16 protein-coding genes are annotated in these 18,628 nt (G+C 51.9%); 8 read left to right on the plus strand and 8 right to left on the minus strand.

Annotated elements, in window-relative coordinates:
* Positions 1–51: 51 nt before the first annotated feature.
* On the minus strand, positions 52–891 hold the full coding sequence (locus VN12_RS05380; RefSeq protein ID WP_146675861.1) for a zf-HC2 domain-containing protein: 840 nt from the start codon (positions 889–891) through the stop codon (positions 52–54).
* A gap of 2 nt (positions 892–893) precedes the next feature.
* Positions 894–1,502, minus strand: coding sequence for an RNA polymerase sigma factor (locus tag VN12_RS05385; RefSeq protein WP_146675862.1), 609 nt, complete (start codon positions 1,500–1,502; stop codon positions 894–896).
* A gap of 1,065 nt (positions 1,503–2,567) precedes the next feature.
* Here VN12_RS05385 and VN12_RS05390 point away from each other — a divergent pair.
* Positions 2,568–2,786 carry a heavy-metal-associated domain-containing protein gene (locus VN12_RS05390; protein ID WP_146675863.1) on the plus strand — a complete coding sequence of 73 codons (219 nt, stop codon included), beginning with the start codon at positions 2,568–2,570 and terminating at the stop codon, positions 2,784–2,786.
* Positions 2,787–2,831: 45 nt separating this feature from the next.
* Positions 2,832–5,093: a heavy metal translocating P-type ATPase gene (locus VN12_RS05395; RefSeq protein ID WP_146675864.1), complete on the plus strand. Its 2,262-nt coding sequence runs from the start codon at positions 2,832–2,834 to the stop codon at positions 5,091–5,093.
* Between the two features lie 1,813 nt (positions 5,094–6,906).
* Here VN12_RS05395 and VN12_RS05405 read toward each other — a convergent pair.
* Positions 6,907–8,451: an IS1380 family transposase gene (locus VN12_RS05405; RefSeq protein WP_146674927.1), complete on the minus strand. Its 1,545-nt coding sequence runs from the start codon at positions 8,449–8,451 to the stop codon at positions 6,907–6,909.
* A 159-nt stretch (positions 8,452–8,610) separates the two neighbouring features.
* Here VN12_RS05405 and VN12_RS26775 point away from each other — a divergent pair, with 159 nt between their 5' ends.
* Positions 8,611–9,102, plus strand: coding sequence for a GNAT family N-acetyltransferase (locus VN12_RS26775; protein WP_409994272.1), 492 nt, complete (start codon positions 8,611–8,613; stop codon positions 9,100–9,102).
* 86 nt (positions 9,103–9,188) lie between these two features.
* Positions 9,189–9,905, plus strand: a complete 717-nt coding sequence (locus tag VN12_RS05415) for a hypothetical protein (protein WP_240491329.1) — start codon at positions 9,189–9,191, stop codon at positions 9,903–9,905.
* A gap of 129 nt (positions 9,906–10,034) precedes the next feature.
* Here VN12_RS05415 and VN12_RS05420 read toward each other — a convergent pair whose 3' ends face one another.
* Genes VN12_RS05420 through VN12_RS05440 form a run of 5 tightly spaced genes read right to left on the minus strand, consistent with a single transcriptional unit; the run spans position 10,035 to position 15,134 of the window.
* Complete coding sequence (locus tag VN12_RS05420) at positions 10,035–11,168, minus strand: ABC transporter permease (RefSeq protein ID WP_146675867.1); 1,134 nt, start codon at positions 11,166–11,168, stop codon at positions 10,035–10,037.
* On the minus strand, positions 11,165–11,857 hold the full coding sequence (locus tag VN12_RS05425; protein WP_146675868.1) for an ABC transporter ATP-binding protein: 693 nt from the start codon (positions 11,855–11,857) through the stop codon (positions 11,165–11,167). Before VN12_RS05425 ends, VN12_RS05420 begins: the two co-directional genes overlap by 4 nt.
* On the minus strand, positions 11,858–13,423 hold the full coding sequence (locus VN12_RS05430) for an efflux RND transporter periplasmic adaptor subunit (RefSeq protein WP_146675869.1): 1,566 nt from the start codon (positions 13,421–13,423) through the stop codon (positions 11,858–11,860).
* A 2-nt stretch (positions 13,424–13,425) separates the two neighbouring features.
* The gene (locus tag VN12_RS05435) at positions 13,426–13,944 is read right to left on the minus strand and encodes a hypothetical protein (protein ID WP_146675870.1); all 519 of its coding nucleotides are present in this window, start codon (positions 13,942–13,944) and stop codon (positions 13,426–13,428) included.
* Between the two features lie 35 nt (positions 13,945–13,979).
* Positions 13,980–15,134: an ABC transporter permease gene (locus VN12_RS05440; RefSeq protein WP_146675871.1), complete on the minus strand. Its 1,155-nt coding sequence runs from the start codon at positions 15,132–15,134 to the stop codon at positions 13,980–13,982.
* On the opposite strand from VN12_RS05440, the gene VN12_RS25700 reads away from it, so the two are divergent.
* From VN12_RS25700 to VN12_RS05455, 4 genes are all read left to right on the plus strand, one after another.
* A complete protein-coding gene (locus tag VN12_RS25700; protein ID WP_168164236.1) occupies positions 15,133–15,282 on the plus strand; it encodes a hypothetical protein in 150 nt (49 codons plus the stop codon). The two genes, VN12_RS05440 and VN12_RS25700, sit on opposite strands and share 2 nt — an antisense overlap.
* Positions 15,283–15,906: 624 nt before the next feature.
* Entirely contained in the window at positions 15,907–16,353 is a 447-nt protein-coding gene (locus tag VN12_RS05445; protein WP_146675872.1) for a hypothetical protein, read from the plus strand.
* 116 nt (positions 16,354–16,469) lie between these two features.
* Complete coding sequence (locus VN12_RS05450; protein WP_240491330.1) at positions 16,470–17,999, plus strand: TolC family protein; 1,530 nt, start codon at positions 16,470–16,472, stop codon at positions 17,997–17,999.
* A gap of 79 nt (positions 18,000–18,078) precedes the next feature.
* Positions 18,079–18,585, plus strand: coding sequence for a hypothetical protein (locus VN12_RS05455; RefSeq protein WP_146675873.1), 507 nt, complete (start codon positions 18,079–18,081; stop codon positions 18,583–18,585).
* Positions 18,586–18,628 lie beyond the last annotated feature (43 nt).

Below are 18,628 nucleotides of genomic sequence, written 5' to 3' on the forward strand. Positions count from 1 at the left end.
TCTATGGAACAAGGGAGTTGGAAAGGGATAGCGAATTCATCGAAGTGGAACTTACAACTTCAGAGATGCTACCCAGTGATTCACTTCAGTCAGATCATCTGCGCCGAGGATCGTCATTTGCCGATCTTGATTTCTCCAGCTAACGGCTAGTTGCCCAGCTGACTCAATAATCTTGCAAGGCATGCCCGCGCACTGCGTCTCAATTGACGGGGAGTCGCCAAACCAGACAGGTTGCTCATCTCTGTGTTCAAAAACAATCAGTGATGTGCCGTCGCTTCGCTCACAAATGGTTGCCGAGCATTTGCAGCATGGCATGTTCAAAACGTGTGTTGACACACGTGTGAACCCCTCGGGAACACTCTTGAATAATGCCGGCTGATAACCAAGATATTTCGTAGCTTCTTCGGTACCTAGTTCACGGCCGTCGTACTTCTCGCTCAGTTTGGACAAGGCGATCTGAGGTTCCGTTCTGGCTGAGCGGAATACCTCGGCAAAATCTACAGCCATGGCAGCATGATCGTGCAACGCATTAGCGGTGTCGTGATTATCGGGCGCAGCATAGCGCAGTGCCGAAACCAGGATAAGAACACCAGCAGCCGCGGCCAAAATAGAAGTGCCATAACGCTTGGCCCAATCCCTCCATTGGAATTCTGTCGAAGCAAGTGTCACAACAGGAGATTCAAGTTTGCGAGAAACTTGTTCCCATACTGCTTCCGTATCGACTATTCGCTCCGAACGTCGCATCAATACGCCCATCGAGCGGTATTCAGACATCAGCCCACGGCATGCATCGCATTGCTCAACATGCTCCTCCAGTTGGAGACAAGCCGCGGTGTCGAGCTCTTGGTCGATGTACGCCGACAAGTGCTCTGCAACCATATCGCAATTCATTCTTATGCCTCCCAGCCCAAGTGGATCAGAGAAGTCCTCAATTCGTTTCTAGCCTTGTTTAGTCGTGAACCAACGGTACCTTCGGGTATGCCCAGAACGCTTGCGATCGCTGAGTATCCAAGCCCTTCGACTTCTTTCATGTGCAAAATCGCTCGCTGCTCACCCGTGATTTGCTGCATAGCCAACTCAAGAACCTCGATGTCTTCGTCTGCTTGAATCTTTTGATTAAAATCTAAAGACACCTCTCCAGCCTCCGCGACTTTTTGAATGCGCTGTTCTTCCCGTTTCATTTTTCGCAGGTACTGCAAGCTTTGATTCACAGCCATGCGGTGCGCCCATGTTTCGAGCGTCGATTCGAAACGAAACTGACTAAGCCTCGAAAACAAGTGGATAACGAAGTCCTGCATCACGTCGTCAGCATGACTATCGCCAACAATCTTTCGAATGACTCGATAGCACCTGGCTGCCAATAGCTCGTAAATGTGCTTTTGTGACTCTCGATGTCCGTTGCTGGCACGACTAATCCACAGCGTCAATTCTTCTTTAGTCAGCGGTGATGCACGATCCTCCGCTTTTCCATTCATCTCATTGGATGACTCTGTTGGTATCATTCTTCACTCCTTCCCGCCGAAAAGAGAAAACTGCCCGAAGCCTTCGGAAGCTTCGAGCAGGACTCAATCTCAGACCGTACTTGTCGTCGATCTAGCGAAGGCAGCAAGGTTGATCTACAGCACAGCAGTAAGCATTTTTCATGCAGCAGGAAGCTTCGCTAACGGAGGCCTCAGACGCTGCATTCGTGCTTTGCTGACTTCCATTTACCGAGTAGGAAACTGCGGAAAGAGCGAGAACGCTCAAAAGAGCGAGTTTTGTCAACATGATTCACCTATTTTGTATAAGAAACTAAAAAGCCAGTGGTGTGTGCCTGAAGTTAAGCACACAGCCAGTCAACAATCCCGAAGCTATCGGATTGTCGGTCTTCTCATTTCTTCCAAACACAGGCGATCGACTGCCAGGAACAACCCTCGAAGGGAATTGGAACTTCATGTCTTTGAAACACAATCCGTTGCGCACGAGGGATGACGTCCCAAGTCGCGAGGCTAGTCGCGATATACTGCACAGCAATGGACGCAGATCGAGGTTCGTGCTGAGCAGTAGCGCTAGAAATAGCTTTCGCGCATTGGCATTCGTTGCTCCCCGCAACGCTGAAAGTTCGAAGTCCCTCGGAATTCACACTTCTCGCACCGGATGCTTGGGCAGCAGCACATTTGGGGCACTTTGGCGCTAGGGACGCGTTTGGCATCGCGTGATCAGCGCTGGCTGGCGTAGCCACTTGCGCAGTCGCCAGACTTGCAATGATCGTTCGCGAGAGGCAGCAACACGAAACTCCGCCAAAGATTTGACTGTACGCAACCGCGAACAGCAAAACGATATGGAGGGTAAGTGATGACATGACTCGTGCTTTTGCTTCAAATTTCGAGGCTTACGTGCTTTGGATGGACCTCAAGCCGCGTTCCTTCACGGAATTTCCGATTTTTTTTCCGATTTTGGCTCCGCGAGTCGAAGTGCCGGCAGATTCCCCCGCGAACAGGACCATTCTACCTGAAGAATCGGTACCGTGCCGGCATCCAACCTAGCGATACGGCCACTTCACCTCTACGCCAATAAGAGACGCAAAAATGAACCAAGAACCACGTAAACAGGCCTTCCAGATCACTGGCATGACCTGCGGCCACTGTAAATCAGCGGTTGAGTCAGCCATCCGAGCCACCGATGGCGTAACCGCTGCCCAGGTTGATTTGAAAGCAGGAAAAGCAGTTGTCGAGGGGCAATTCGTCGACAAATCAATAATGGCTTCCGTCGAAGAAGCCGGCTATGAAGCAGTAGCCTCTAATTAGCAAGCGCTAGCCAAATGGTGGGCCTCTCAGACGAGGAGATGGATAATGATGAATGCTGAGCAGACGGTCGAGATTGGCGTCAAGGGCATGACCTGCGCTGCGTGTGTCAGACGCGTCGAAAATGGACTGCGCAAGATCCCATCAGTGACCAGCGCTTCAGTCAACCTCGCGACGGAGCGTGCGGCGGTCGAGTTCGACCATTTCCCACAAGCTGGCGAACTCGAAACGATCCAACTTGCGATTACAAAGCTGGGTTATGAGCCAGTTGAGCTCTCCACGGTGCGAAACGCGGGTTCGATTGAGGACAACGATTTAGAAGCTCAGCGATTGTGGCATTTGTTCGTCGGAGCAGCGATCTTTGCACTACCGATCGTTGTGCTTGCGATGGCTCCCATGTTGTCCGACGGAGTCATGAGTTTGATGATGTCCTGGTTGTCGATGGAGCAGTGGAATTGGGTCATGTTCGGCTTGGCCATTCCTGTTCAATTCTGGTTTGGCGGACGCTTCCTTCGACTAGGCGCAAAGAGCCTCTTTTCAACATCTCCCGATATGAATTCGCTGATTCTTCTGGGGACGATGGCCGCTTTCCTCTACAGCACTGTTGTCACGGTTTTTCCCCAGTGGATTCCTCCGCAATCGCGTCATGTCTACTTTGAAGCGTCAGCAGTGGTGATCACACTGATCTTGTTAGGCAAATTCCTTGAAACGAAGTCCAGGCATCAAGCGTCTGACGCAATGAAGGTACTGCTAAAACTGGTACCGAAAATGGCCACAGTTATACGCAACGGTGAAGCGGTAACCATTCCTGCGGAGGCTGTTGTCCTTAATGATGTTGTTGAAGTCCGCCCTGGATCTGCCATCGCAGTGGACGGTGTGGTCGTTAGTGGCTCTACCTATATCGATGAGAGCATGGTGACTGGTGAGAGCGTACCAGTGGCCAAGGAAGCGGGGGACGAAGTGGTGGCAGGTACGATCAACGGCAGCGGAAGTATTCAGTTTCGAGCCACTGCCATCGGAGCCGACACGACTTTAGCGAAGATCGTGGCGTTCGTTGAATCTGCGCAGGCTTCCAAGCCGCGCATTCAAGGCATTGCTGATCGAGTCGTCGCGTACTTTGTACCCGTGGTGTTGTTGATCGCATTGCTTACTGCCCTCGCATGGCTTTTCGTAATGCCTGGCGGCTCAATCGATCAAGCACTCATCCATGCGGTCGCTGTACTCATTATTGCTTGCCCATGTGCAATGGGACTCGCGGTTCCTACGAGTGTGATGGTGGGTACGGGCAAGGCGGCGCAACAAGGGATTCTGTTTCGCTCGACGGATGCGATCGAGTCTTTGAGCCAAGTTGCATTGATCGCTTTTGATAAAACCGGAACGCTGACGGTTGGAAAACCGCACCTCTCGCTATTCCACGTATTGCCACCGTTCTCGAGTGACGACTTGCTGGCCCAACTGGCTCTCGTAGAACAGCGATCGGAGCACCCTTTGGCCACGGCTATTGTGGATGCCGCTGCCAAAGGGCCCAAGTCGCCTCTTACCGTAACCAGCTTTAACGCCATTGCAGGCGCGGGAGTTGAAGCCGAATTATCCAACGGTCACGCGATAATCATCGGCTCGGAAAAGATGATGCGAGAACGCCGCATCGAAACATCGTCGTTTGATGCACAAGTAGCTGATGCAATGTCCGAGGGGAGCGGATACTTTTTCGCGGCCGTCGATGGTTCGCTCGCCGCGATCATGATCGTGTCAGATCCGATCAAACCATCGACGCAAAGCGCAGTGGAGCATCTAAAACAATCGGGCTACGAAGTGGCGCTCATCTCAGGGGACAATGAGCGAACCGCGTTATCCATTGCAGATCGCTGCGGAATACCAGCAACGATGGTCTATGCGGAAGTACGTCCGAATGACAAGGCTGACGTGGTATACACGCTCAAGCGAGACGGACGGCGTGTGGCTTTCGTGGGCGACGGCTTGAACGATGCTCCTGCACTAACGATCGCCGATGTCGGCATCGCGATGGGCACAGGAACAGACCTTGCGATCGAGAGCGCCGACGTGATCGCCATGTCTGGCGACATTCAAAATATTCCGCGTGCGATAAGCTTGTCGAAGGCCGTGATGTTGAACATCAAGCAGAATCTGGGCTGGGCGTTTGGCTACAACGTTTTGCTTATTCCCATTGCAACCGGCCTGCTTAAACCCATGACAGGTCTGAGTCTGTCACCGATAGCGGCAGGTCTGGCGATGAGTCTCTCTAGCTTCTTTGTCGTGACAAACGCATTGCGATTAAGGTCGTGGCGATGAGTTCGGTTTCGAGCCGCGCCTGAAGCGCGGCCCGAAACAACAGACTCTTCCTTTTACTTCCCGGTTGTTGCTATGCAATCATTTCTGAACTTGCTTGAGCATGTCGCGACATTCCTTCGCGCACTCTCGGCAGGATTTAGCACATGCGGCCATATGTTCATCATCGGGAAATTTTTCACACGCAGCCGCACACTCTTCACAACACTTGGCGCAACATTCGAGCATAGGCTTAGCTAAGGGACTGTTGCGGGCACACAGTGTCGCGCATGTTTTGCAGCACTCGGCGCAGTCAGCGCACATTCTAGCGGTTGCCTGATGCTCCTTTTTCCCTTCCGAAAGCATTTTCAGGCAATGATCGAAACAGCTATCGCACTCGACTTGGCAAGCGGCACAGACTTCGGCGCATTTCTTCATTTTCGAATCCTCATGTTGGTCAGCAAATGCCGCGAGCGGAACAATCGCGGATAGGGCGAACGCGGCAACAAGTGAAAAGTGGGACATAGCAAACCTCACATTGAATTGGCTTAGATGACCTCGAAAAGTTCGAGCCTTCGTGATGAAGCCCCCGCAGCACTCATGCCGGAATGCGGTATTTCTTGCAGATAAAGCAAGTATCGAGAAAATGCCAAAAAAATCAAAAAAGCTGTGAAGGCAATTCAATTGAGCTTCATCTGAGCACTCAAGCAAGATTTGGCGAGCATTCTGCAAACGACTGGAGCAGTGCCGAATCTGGATGAGCGCCAATCGAGCAGGACGGGTGCACCGCGTTCGAAAATAATCCAAAGTTCGCTGAAGAAAGTGTCTGCCAAATGCATCCAAACTCAAGGTTGCGGAAGTGGTTTCATGCAACGCGAGGTCCAATAGTGAAATACGAGGTTGAAAAATGAAGTCAGTAGCTATGTTTTTGATGTTGGTTTTTTTTGCGGTTAGTCTTGCAATTGCGGCGAGTGTCGCAAGCAACCCGACCACTGATGTGTCACAATCATGCGTTTGCTCCAGTTGCTGTACCGACGGCGGCTGCTGCTGTGAAACCGGGATTTGCAGCTGCGTACAGTGCACATGCGAATGCTGCACAAGCGATTCCAATGCCTGTGAGGCCACTTGTTGCGGAGGCAAAGAATCCAGCTCAGCCGCCAGCACGCTCACACAGGGTGTCGAGAGTGGTACGTGCCCAATGTGCCCATCCGAGAAGGGACTGAAAAAGGTCGTCTCAGGTGCCAAGTAGATTGTCAACAATACTAACCCGTTTGTTAAACCGGCAGGTTGTCAAAGAGTGTTGGTTGTCTTTAACGACCAACACTCAATGCGAGGCTAGCTTCGCATTGGCCTGAAATGTTAATTAGGAAGCATTGAACAAAAATTTGTCTCGACGATCGGGGAGGAATCGTTATATCCACAAACGAAGAAGGAATTGAGCGCGTTGCCATGCGTTATGAGACATTGGTGATAACGGATGCAGCATTCACGCTCGCTCCGCGAAAAATCGATAGGCTTGTGTATTCACTACTTCGACGCGTAGGTATTGCCGACTTCAGCCTGCTCATGTGTTCCAACGTCGAACACTTAGCTGCATCCGGACAAAAGTTACCCGACGGGATTGAACTAATCCTCAAACAAGCGAACGCTTGTTCGTCTTAGCTTGATTTTCGCTGCGCAGCGGTCACCGAGCCAGCAGTGCTGGTCGCTTTTTTTCAATTGCTTGCTCTCCATTGTTTTATTTTATCTGGGTTAGGCGTTGCGGTTACGGTTCGCTTTGGACTTACGATGCCCCAAGCTCTTCTTGCTAGCTCGTTTCCGTGCTAGCGATTCGATGCTACAGATTGAGCACAGCACACAATCGGAAGAATGCTGATGTGTAGTCCGTCCAGTTCAGGAGCCGATGAATCGTTTTCCTGGCATGTCGTAGAATTTGGCATGGCACATGAATGAACACGGACAGAAACGTTTTAAATTCCATTGTTAGGAGCCGTTTCTTTTCTGCTTGATGTTCTTGCTCTTGACCAGTCACCACGGGGGTCAGTAGTGCAGACCAGGATTTTAGGTTCCACGCAATACTCGTTATCACCATATACGCCCAGTTGCTTTCCAAATTGTCCACCGGAGCGCACAGCGATCGAACTCCACCGGAGAGTTGTGCTATCAAATTTTCTTGGTCGCATCGGTCATTGCAGCCAAAAACAATGTCCTCGCTCGATACCGAGGGCATGTCGTTGCTGATGTAAAAGAAGTAGCGGATCTCGTCGATGAGCCGAACATCGCCCTGCTCTTTGGAGACGTTCTTCCGAACAACCACCATTCGATACGTTTTCTCGCAGGCGTTGGGTTGGTATTCGAACTCGGCCACTTCCTCATGTAGTAACTCCAGATGGACGTAATTGCGTTCCCGAATGATTTGGCGTTTGACATTGGTGGGTTTGGTACGAGTTTCATTGGTCTTGTTTTTTGGCAAGGCGCGGGTGAGTTTCTTCCATGCCGACGCATCCAAGTTGTCTGCGATTTCCTTCAGATTCGCTCGCGCCTCATAACCGAACTGGAAGCGTACTCCCAGGGCGTCCCATCCGTCGAGATACTCCGTCTGCGAGAACTTGCAGTCCCCTCGCATTCGAATGCGCCGGAAGCCTCCAGCGATACAAGTGCAGATCGCCTTATCTAAGTAGGCTGCCGCGTTGTGAGCGCTGTGAACCGAACCGCTGCGATTCACAATCGCAAGTACTTCTTTGGTGTTGGCTAAGCTGACCAGCAAAGGGTGGTATCCCCAACTCCCCTTGTACGAGATATCCATTCCTTCTTTGCACTCGGCTGTAGTTGCCACGATAACGCCATCGACATCGATAAGGGCTTGGTCAAAGAACGCATCATCCTGTTGTCTCCATACGTTGATCCTGGCTTCGTTAATAGCTTGCATCAGGGAGTCGATGTCGGATTGATGGAATCGACGGCAGAAATCGCCTGCCGTGGTTGGATCAGGAATCGAATCGGCACCGATCGCATCGAGGAATGTCGAATCGTTTCGAAGACGCTCCAAATGCTCCAGCCTCGTTCCGTTGCATAGAACATTCATAACCATCGCGAGGACGTGGTCGGATTCATGATAAGGAGCATGTGACTTTAAGAGTTGGACACGATGATTGATGGCATCGGTCAATCCGACATGCCCGGCGAGCTTGAGCATGGCGGAGACACCAGCGTAGCTGATGGCATGGGTGCGATCAGCAAGTTCGTATTTGACAGAGTTGGTAGCGAGAACGGGATTCGGATTCGAGATACCACGAGAGAAGCGATTCTCCCTTGCTACTGCGAGCCTTTTCAGGATTTGCTTCTTGCGTGCACCGATACGTTTTGCGAAACTTGACTTCACCTGAAACCCTCCGTGTGTGTGGCTTAATCGATTTGTTGTTACTTCGTTAAACCGCAAAAACACCGGGAGGTTTCAGGTTTTTTTACGAAAATCTCAAACGAACTCAACCAAGCTTCGCTTGATCGAGGACTAATTGAACTATCGGTCGAGAGCTTCGATATTCTTTCACAGTGCAACCCGCTCCTCCAGTGCGAAGCTTTTCAATATCTCGATCGTAAAAGATTTCGTTGCTATGCATTAATGGCCAGCGAAGCAATTGTTGCATATGCCTGGGTTGGCACGGGCGATATTCCAGCCGCGCATAACTCCAGCGGACATGTATGGACAGGTCTTCCGTTATTTCTGGATCCTGAGACCGCTTATCTTTTCGCCGCATTCGTAAAACCTGAGCATCGTGGAAAGCGGTTATATCAAGTGCTCATTAGTCAGGCAGCAGAGATTCTTAGGGCGGACGGAGTCCTGCGAATTGCTTTAACGACTGACGCCAACAATGCACGAGCGATTCAGGCTGTAAAACGGATGGGATTCGAAGTTTGTGGAGTAACAACGTTTTGTGCGTTTGTTGGCTGGAGAAGAGCTTACTACTGCGTTTCGTCAAGCTTCGAGCCGAGTAAAGTTGGACAATACGTGGGTGACCCCCGCACTCGCTAGCAAACCGGCCTTCGTCAATCCGAGATCCCGACACGCATTCAACATTACTTCGACATTCATGCTCCGAATCAGTTTTATTTCTGAAGGTGAGTCGCGAGCGAAGCATCAAACTTGCATGTGTGGACCGGATGGCGGTTCACGACCTCACAGAAGTCGACATCTTTGTATTCACGATGTCGCAATTCATGTTCTTGAAAGGAACTATGATGAGTATCGAAAGTTTTGGAAAATTTGCAGCTTCGATCGCACTGGTAGCGGGTCTCGCACTTGCCTTTCCGCAAGTGACACAAGCCCAATCACGGATCAATGACAAGGTGTCGAGAAACAATGGGGCTGGCTTTTGGGCCAACCAGCGAACGTCTCGCAACATCCAACATGCCAGAGACTATTCAACTGGAATCCAGCGGTATGCGACTCAATCGCCGATGATTCAAACGCAGGTGACGCAAGCAGAATCCCAGATGCTTGGTCAGCAATTGCAGGCCATTCAGCGTGATTTGGTAATTGTTCGTGACGAACACGCAACTAACCCGAAGGTTGTCGCGCAAGTCAAGAAGATCGAAACGCAACTCGGCCAAGCGAACGCAGTCCAGAAGTCGCTTCATGAAGAATGCTGCAAATCATCACCAGATGGAAAAATGTGCGCAGAGATGTGCAGCAAGATCCAAGTATCGCTAGATGAAATGAAGAAGGAGCACGACAAGCTGCTAAAGGAGCTCGGTCACGAAGATGCCGCACACCATGCGGCAGGTGGACATGAGCCTCTCGATCATGAAACGCCGGCACCAAAGCCTGGGAAGTAAAGTTTTTATCGCCCGTGTTCACCTTGAACAATCGTTAGTAGGCAGTTCGCCTTTTGCGAGCTGCCTTTGGCGTATCATCGCTGGAATCTTTCCATTCAGTCGGTTCCTCTACGCTTCTTTTATTCGCGACTATGACTGACGAAGAGCGTGCACGATTGAAATTGTTGAAGCTTGGATTGCTGGAGGTAAACCAGAGATCACGCCAACACAAAGGGAAATTGCTGATCCGGAAAACGCCTGTGCTACGGACGGTCGGAAGGCAATAGTCGCTCCCTCAGCTCCGATCGCAAAACCACCGAGACTCAGCGCGAGCATCGCAAGCAACGTTCCGGTTACGCCTCCCACCAAGCATAAGAGTGTGCTTTCGGTGAGAACCAGACGCATGGTGGTTAGAGGACGCACGCCGATGGTCTGCAACACTGCGTATTCCTTGATGCGATCCTGGACACTCATGACCGTTGTAGTAGCCACAAGCGATAACACCAGACCGACACACGCGTAGCCGAGCCAGTGGGCAAACCCGATGAGGTCGACAAGATCCGAAAGTGTGCTCGCTTGAAACGCTCCTTTACGACGCGTTTTGGTTGCCACGGCACCGGCTCGCAACTTGGAGTCGATTTCACTTGCCACGCGATCGGGATCGGCATCGTCGGTCAATTGGACCTCGTGCTGAGTAACCAGTCCGGCTGCGTTGAGGCCGCGGGCATACTGCAGAAAAGCGAGACTCGTATAAATAAGGTTTTCTTCGGAAGGCACCGTCGACGAAAAAAGCCCTGCTATCCGCACCGAAATGTCACCGATCGAAAACTGGTCGCCGACTTTTAAGCCTCGACGATTCGCAACATTGCGCCCGACAATGGCTGCATCGCGTTGTGATTGAAACTGTTGCCAGCTACCGCTTACAAGCGTGAGTGGTCGCGACTTTTGGATCTGGATGGGGTCGGCACCGTTGAACACCACGATGTCCAAGCTTGCTCGACAGTTATTCGTCCACACTTGGATAGGCATGACATCGCGCACCCCATTAATCTCACGGATCTTCGTTGCATAATCCTCTGGCAAGCGGCTGGTGGTTGGGCAAAAGCGATTTTCCTGAAACACAATCAAGCTGCGATCCGCATCCGAACCCGTCGTCAGCCGATGCAGCCCCTCTTGAACAGAGCCCACAAAACAAAAAACGAACATCGCCACTGCTGCACCGGATACGGTCAGCAGAGTTCGAGTGCGGTGTCGCCACAATGTTTTCAAGACATAACCTATCATCGAGCTGCTCCTTCAGCGCGAGCCAGGAACTTGCCCCGATCAAGGATTAATTGCTTGGTTGCAATGGCCGCGACGTTGCTATCGTGCGTGACCATCAACATCGTGATATTGAGTTCACGATTAAGTCTCTGTAGTAGTATCTGAACTTGGTCGCTGGTTTCTGAGTCCAGACTCCCAGTCGGTTCATCCGCCACAACAACTTTCGGATGAGCCACGATTGCACGAGCAATTCCCACGCGTTGTTCTTGTCCACCGGAAAGCTGGCGGGGATAGTGGTTTGCTCGATCGCTCAAGCCGACCGCCTCTAGAGCCAGTTCAACTCGTTGCCTTCGTTTCGCGGAGGATAACTTCAACAGCAGCGTTGGTAGTTCAACATTCTCATAAGCGGTCAACACAGGAATGAGATTGTGTGTCTGAAATATGTACCCAAAGTTGGCAGCTCTCCAATCAGCAAGCTGCGTGCGAGACAACTTGGTCACATCTGTCCCATCGACAGTGATTGTTCCCGCATCGGGCCGGTCAATTCCGCTCACCAAGTTAAGCAGCGTGCTTTTGCCGGTACCACTGGGACCCATTAAGGAGATGAACTCGCCTTCCTCAATGTCCATGCTGATGTTGTCAAGTGGCGTGATGGTCTCTTCGCCCTTACTAAAGCTCTTGCTTACACCACGAAGTTCTACGAGTGCCATCTATTTCATTCCTATAATTGGATCGTCGCTTGTTACATGCACCCTCGCACCATCTCGCAATCCATCTCTTCCTGAAGCGATCAACTTATCTGTAACTCGGAGACCTGATTTGATTGCGATGAGGTCATCGGCCGCTTTACCACCTAATTCCACCGTGCGTTTTCTCGCCGTTGAATTCTCATCAACTATCCATAGAAACGATTGTGAATCGCTGGCCTGCACGAAAGACTCTGGAACGAATATGCGCTCGGCCTCTCCCATTGAATCGGACGATACGTCGCTTTTCGGAGCCAGAAAAGCGGCTGTGACGAGCATCTCGGGGCTCACGGATAGTGGTGGGTTAAGCAACTCAACCTTGACCTCCAATGTATTTTTCTGAATGTTCGCCGAGCTGGTGATCTGCAGCACTTGACCGTGGATTACATCGGCAGAAGAGGCGGTCTCAATGTTGACTTGTTGGCCCGGTATGACCATCGGAACGTCCTCAAGTCGCACATCAACTCGCACCTGAAGTTTTTGTGGATCATACATTTCGACGACCGTACTTGAGCTTTGTCCAGCCGTAGTTTCGAGGCCCATGACTCGCGATCCAGGAGATGCGACCACTCTTAGAATGCGACCCTGCATCGGAGCGCGTACTGTGCTCCGCTCGAGGGCAAGTTCCGCTTGGCGTACTTGCAGCTTAGCTTCATTTCGATAAGCCTCCGCCGATTGAACCTTCGCTTCTGCTTCTTGCAGTTGCCGAGTTTCCTCTACCAGCAACTCCAATTGCCGTTCAAGAGCGTGAACGACTTCCTCGAGCGCACTGACCTCGCGTTCCAGATTAGGTTCGCGTTGTTTCAACTCTTGCAAGTTTGCTGTTGCCATCGCATGCTCGTTTTCGGCTTTCGCGATCGTGTTATCTGAGATCGCCCCCTTGGCTGATTGCTTTCCTGCCATACTTCCGAGCGTGTATTTAACGCTCGATTCGGCAGACTTGATAAGGAAGGGCAGTTTGGCTAACTCTGTTTTTGATTTCGTCAAATTGCTCATTGCATCGGCCAGTTGAATTCTCAAGTGCACGGGATTGTCGAAGCGAATGCGCGCTGCGGAAAGCTCCGCCTTCGCGCGATTAAGTTCACCCTCGCGGATTGCTAGAGCATTCTTCGCTTGCTCAAGTACCAATTCCGCATCGATGGAAACCAATCGTGCGATCGGCTCCCCTTTCTGCACTGTTTGCCCGCCTACGACCATTAGCTCCTCGATAACTCCGTGAGTCATCGCGGCTACGCTAATGGCGGTTGGACGAGGCTCGATCCAGCCTGGCGCTTGGAATAGCGTTGTACCTGCTTGCTGAAGCTCAGCTCGCTTTACAATCACCGGAACGACCGTCACTGAGCGGGCTGGCATGAAGCGAGAGCCCGCTGCAGCGAAAAGTAGCATCGCAAAGCCCAACAAAACGCCGACAGGTAATGCATACCGCGACAACCATCGCTTCTTGTGTTGAAGTGATGGCGCTTTGGTTGCGCTGATTGTCGGCGTACGATCTAGCGCCAGGCTACTAATATCTAGTTGTTCTTTTGCCATGATCATTTACCTGGCCGAACAAACACTTGGTTAGCGGCAATGGTAAGGTTGCCTTGTTCATCGCGTTTGGCTTTACCTTTGACAACCACCGTCGATAGTTCTTTGACCTTGAGTAGGTCGCGAGCACTTGACGCAACTGGTTTGCCTGTCTCGTCAACGAGTTTGATCGTGGCGATATTTTCCTTAACGGCTTCCGTCTGACAGCAATAGTCCCAAGGAGTTGGGCAACCTTCATCGTCCGCGCAGTATGGCACTTTCGGATCGACAATCGTGAACGCTGCCAGTCCTTCAACAAACGGCTTGCTTGATCCACCGATCAAACCAACAAGGGTAACTTCTTGTCCGTCTTCGCTCTTTGCTCGAGCTTCACCTACGGGCATGGCTCCCGTGGGCTCGCTTTCAACAAGAAAAGACGAAGTGGATTGGCTGGTATTCGCAGTCGATGAGCTACTGTCTTTCGACTGACAGCCGACAGAGGCGAGAGTTAAAACGGCCAACGCGATACTTGAAAAAACTTTCATCTAAACGCTCCAAAACGAATCAAGGGTTTTCAAAACTAAACAGCTTTAAGGCTCGCTGCGACTTCTGCTCGCAGCGCTTTCAGTGCCGGTGGTAACGCACCAACGACACCCAATAACAGTCCGACGCTGCAACCAATTAAGATCGCTACGCCGTCGATGCGTAACGTAAACGCACCCATCGTGAACCGAACTGCCATTCCATTCAGCACGGTCAGCGCGATCACTCCAGAAACGAGCGATCCGGCTGCAGATAGAAGCACACCTTCTTGGATCAAACTGATCAAGATAGCGCAACGGCGGTAACCGATCGCCTGCAACGTCGCTATTTCCCGGACGCGGCCTGCAACCGCTCCGTACATCATGTTCAGCCCAGCGAAAATCCCCGCACTGGACACCAGCACTACGACCAGCCAAGCCAACAATCGAACGGGCTTATAATGTTGTTGTAGCGTTGCGTAATACTCCGTTTCCGCTATCGCCCGAAGCTCGAGGTCTGTGCGTTCCTTACAAAACAATTCAACTTCAGCAGGTGAACTGCCCGGCGATAAGAGCAACGCCACTAAACTAATGTCTTGCCGCTTTGATGCAGTTTGAAAATCGGACAACCTGCACCAAATCTCAGACTCATAAGCAGCCCCCCCGGCAGCGAATCTTCCACTGATGTTCCACGAACGTCCCTCGAACTCAATGCTCTTTCCGATCGCGATTTCATCTTCGCTGCTCCCTAGCTTTGCGGCCGCCAATCGCCCTACCATCACCTCGCCGTCACTTGGCCAAGCACCATCGATCAACTGAACTGATCGTCGGACCAGTGGCGCGGCGAGAGTTACACCCCGCACCAATCCCAATCCGCCTTCATTGTTCTCGCTCTTGACTCGTGTGCCTGCGTACAACTCCGGAGACGCATGATTGAGCCCAAATCGCTTGACCGTTCCATCTACACTGGCAGTCAATAAGGATGGTGTCCGAGCGGGGATTGATGAATTCTCAATGTTCTCCTCTGAGTTCACCGAGTAAACCAATACGACGTTCTCGTCGCCGCTTGCGGTCAACGACTGTTCAAGTCCGCGAATGAACCCGACCACGACGAACACCAACATCACGACAGTGGCCAGTGCCATCATCGTTAATGCCGTGCGCACCGGTCGCCTGGCCAGATTGCGAACGCCGTATTCCCAGGGAAGCAGCATGAAAGAGGTCTTACTTAGGCTGGATCATCAAGCTGCGAAGAATTTGCGCAGCACCGAATCTCAACAAGTGAATCTGAATCGTTGTCCTACCGAACAACGCTTAGAAGAAACGCAAAGGCGTTGGCTGGCTCAGATCTGCCAAGATTGAAGCGCTATACGCGCATCGCTACCCGTGAATGCGTGCTTTACGACGATTCTCGAGTGCCCGCCAGCGAAAAACGAACTGACGGGACTTCTTAAAGCGATTTCAACCTGATGAAACCAGCAGATCCCATCGGAAGATTGCGGCAGCTCAACCGGACTAGCCACAATCGCCCCCTCGCAAATGCAATTCTTGCACTCGCAATCGCTATCATGTGGCTCGGGGGCAGCAGGAATCTCTGTTTCCACGCAGTCAGAGCAACATTCGCTTGTCGCGCATGCGCTTTGAACGCTTGAAGCTGGGAGCGGTTGGCAACCCAAGCAATTCAGCGGACAGGTCAACAAGTTGACGATTAGGAGTAGTGCTACTAGAGGGGATCTCATGGCATTAAGGATAGCTCTTGGACGCCCTCGAGGCAATGTCAGCCAACGAATCGCACGGTTTTTGAGCTTTTTGATGCCCCACGATCGAGCTAGATCAGATATTGGCGAGTGACCGACCACCAATGAATCACTGCTTCATTCGGGGGATTCGGACTTTTCGTTAAAGCTGCCCCAATCGTTGATTCGATACCAAAGAGGAAATCTAAGATCGGTTTTCGTTTCCACAGCTTCTGCCCTGGATTGCCCAATGCTTCGCACTCCGCTAACACGATTCGCTCAATGCGCCGTGTTTGTGGCTGCGATCATTTCCGCTTTGATCCCTCCCTCGTCGCTGGCTTGTACGCACTGCCTGCTGCATGATGTGATTGAGATCGCCGGTCACAACTCTGATTGCGAACATGATCACGACGATCATTCGTGCGGAGCTCCTTGCTCCGAATCGAATGACTCCGATTCTCAGGGCCAGCATCCGGACGACAATCACCATTCGCACCGCGATTGTCCGTGCTGCATCGGTGGTTTTGAAAACGCATTATTGCTTTCTGGTTCAGTTAATCGACTAGCCAATATTGCGACGGTCACTCCAGCTTGGTCGGGGTTTGAGTATCGGCTGCATTCGATGATGCGTTTTCAGTATCTTCACCTCGACACGTCGACTCGGTCGACCTCTTTGCCAAACGTGCTGCGCATTTGATCCGAGCTTGGCGCTAACCAGCGACAATTCTTTTTTGTTCGGATGGCTTTTGGCACTCGAGACTTTCACTCGAGAAAGCCTTAGCTACTCAATGCGTTGACCTCGGAGGGATCTCCATGAAAATGAATGTTGCACGATGGATAATCTGCTCAGCCGCTTGCATGTCGGTTGGCTGCAGTGGACTGGAGCGACACATCCGTTCAAGCGAGCAAGCAACGGTCTATGCATCCCCAAGTTTGCAAAGCGACGCCGTTAGCCAAAAAAGCAAGACGGGCATCAATACACCGTTGGAACAAGACCACGCATTGCGAACTCAACCGGTTTCGCAAGCCGCGTATGCTCATCAGTCGTCTCAAGCTGCCGGTGTAGTCGAACCCGCGTCCGTTGACGTTGTCATGGTCGACCCAGTGGCTTCGACTGAAGCCATTGCAGACGGCGCAACGCTCGAAGAACTCTTGTCGCTTGCGTTCGCAAACAATCCAGCCATTAAGGAACTGGCCGCGACGACTCAGATCGCAGCAGGTTATCGCACACAAGTCGGTCTGTACGCCAATCCGATGCTGGGCTACCAAGGCCAACAGTTGGCTGACGCTGGGACAGATCAGCACCTACTATTCGTTCAACAGCAGATCATTACCGGCGATAAGCGTGCACTGAATCGTGCTGTACTTAATGAAGCCGTACGAGCCCAAGTACAAGAACTAGAAGCCCAGAAGCTTCGAGTTGCGACAGACATCAAGACCGCCTATTACGACAGCCTTCGAATTCAAGAACAACTGGCATCGATCGATCAGTTTTTTGAATTGCTGAAGCAAGGGGTGAATGCGGCTGAGAAACGTATGCAAGCAGGCGAAGGCTCCAAGATCGACCTTTTGCAGACTCAAGTTCAAGTCAAGCAGCTGGAACTTGATCGAAGGCAGCTTTCAGCTTCGCTGTCGGCCCGGCTGCGGGAGATCGTTGCTCTAGCTGGCATGCCGAACATGCAACTACAGGCAGTCGCGGGAGAACTGCCGAAGCTTCCAGCGAGCCAAGACTGGAAAGCAGTTGAAGATGGACTTGTTGCTACCAGTCCCGAGTACGCTGCCGCTCAAGCTCGAATCCGTCAAGCCAGCGCAGCGATCCGACGTCAAGAATCTCAGCCCTTACCAAACCTAAACGTGCAGTTCGGTGCAGGCGTCGATAACAGCACCGACTCGGGCATGATGAATGTGCAGGTTGGTGCGCCAATTCCAGTTTTCAACAAGAACCAAGGCAACATCGCTGCGGCTCGCGCTGAGTACTGTCGAGCGGTGCAAGAAGCACAGCGCATCGACAACGCGATTCGTGCGCGGCTCGCGATTGCTTCTGGGGACTACGCTCGAGCAGCCGAGGCCGTCGACATGTACTTAAGCGAACTTTTGCCCGCTGCCCAAGAAACATTGGATCTAGCCGAGGGCGCGTACCGAGCCGGTGAACAGGATTTCATCCAGCTACTTGTTACGCGACGAACGTACTTTGACACGAACCTTGCCTACATCGCAGCTCGTGCCCAACTGGCCACGGCGCAGGCACAAATCGATGGTTATATGCTGACCGGGGCGCTCAATGCTGTCATTAACAACAGCGGAGACGACTCGCTTCGGGGACTAACCCTTGACCAGGAATAAGCGTCTCTGATTCGATCGCAGCTCAGAATGAACTAGTTACCTAACCGTCGTTGCGGTATCATTAAAAGGTCCGCGTGCCATGAACTTCAATCCCGTAATTCGTAAAAGTTGGCTCGTAATGTTCTTTGCCATTCGCCTTTTGACACTGGTTGCCTTCACCGCTCACGCGGTGCTCGGTTGCTGTTTGTCTCATGGCAGCTGCATGCAAGAACAAGCCGCCATCTTAACGGGGCATGGCTGCGACCACGATGGACATGCGTGCGATTCACATGGACACGATGATGAACACGCATCGAACGGTCACGAGATAGCCAAAGCGTCGATTGCCGAGAATGGCGTTGATACTTGCCCGTTGGAAGGACACGGCCACTCAAATCATTGTGATGACGGCCAGTGCGTATTTGGAATCGCCGAAGCTCCGACTAGTTTTTCAGACCTCCAGTCCATCGCCAATCCAGTTTGGATCAATGCGTCCGTTGACTTTTGGCAAGTTGCATCCCGCGCTGCTGACTTCGTTGGCAGTTGGCTGGATGGTCCGCCAAAGGCACCTCTTAATCGCGCCGTACACCAAGTGTGGCTAATTTGATCGGGCATTCGCACGTCCGAGCAACAACTCATGTTGTTACAGG

This window comes from Pirellula sp. SH-Sr6A (assembly GCF_001610875.1).
GTDB lineage: Bacteria > Planctomycetota > Planctomycetia > Pirellulales > Pirellulaceae > JBKCUI01.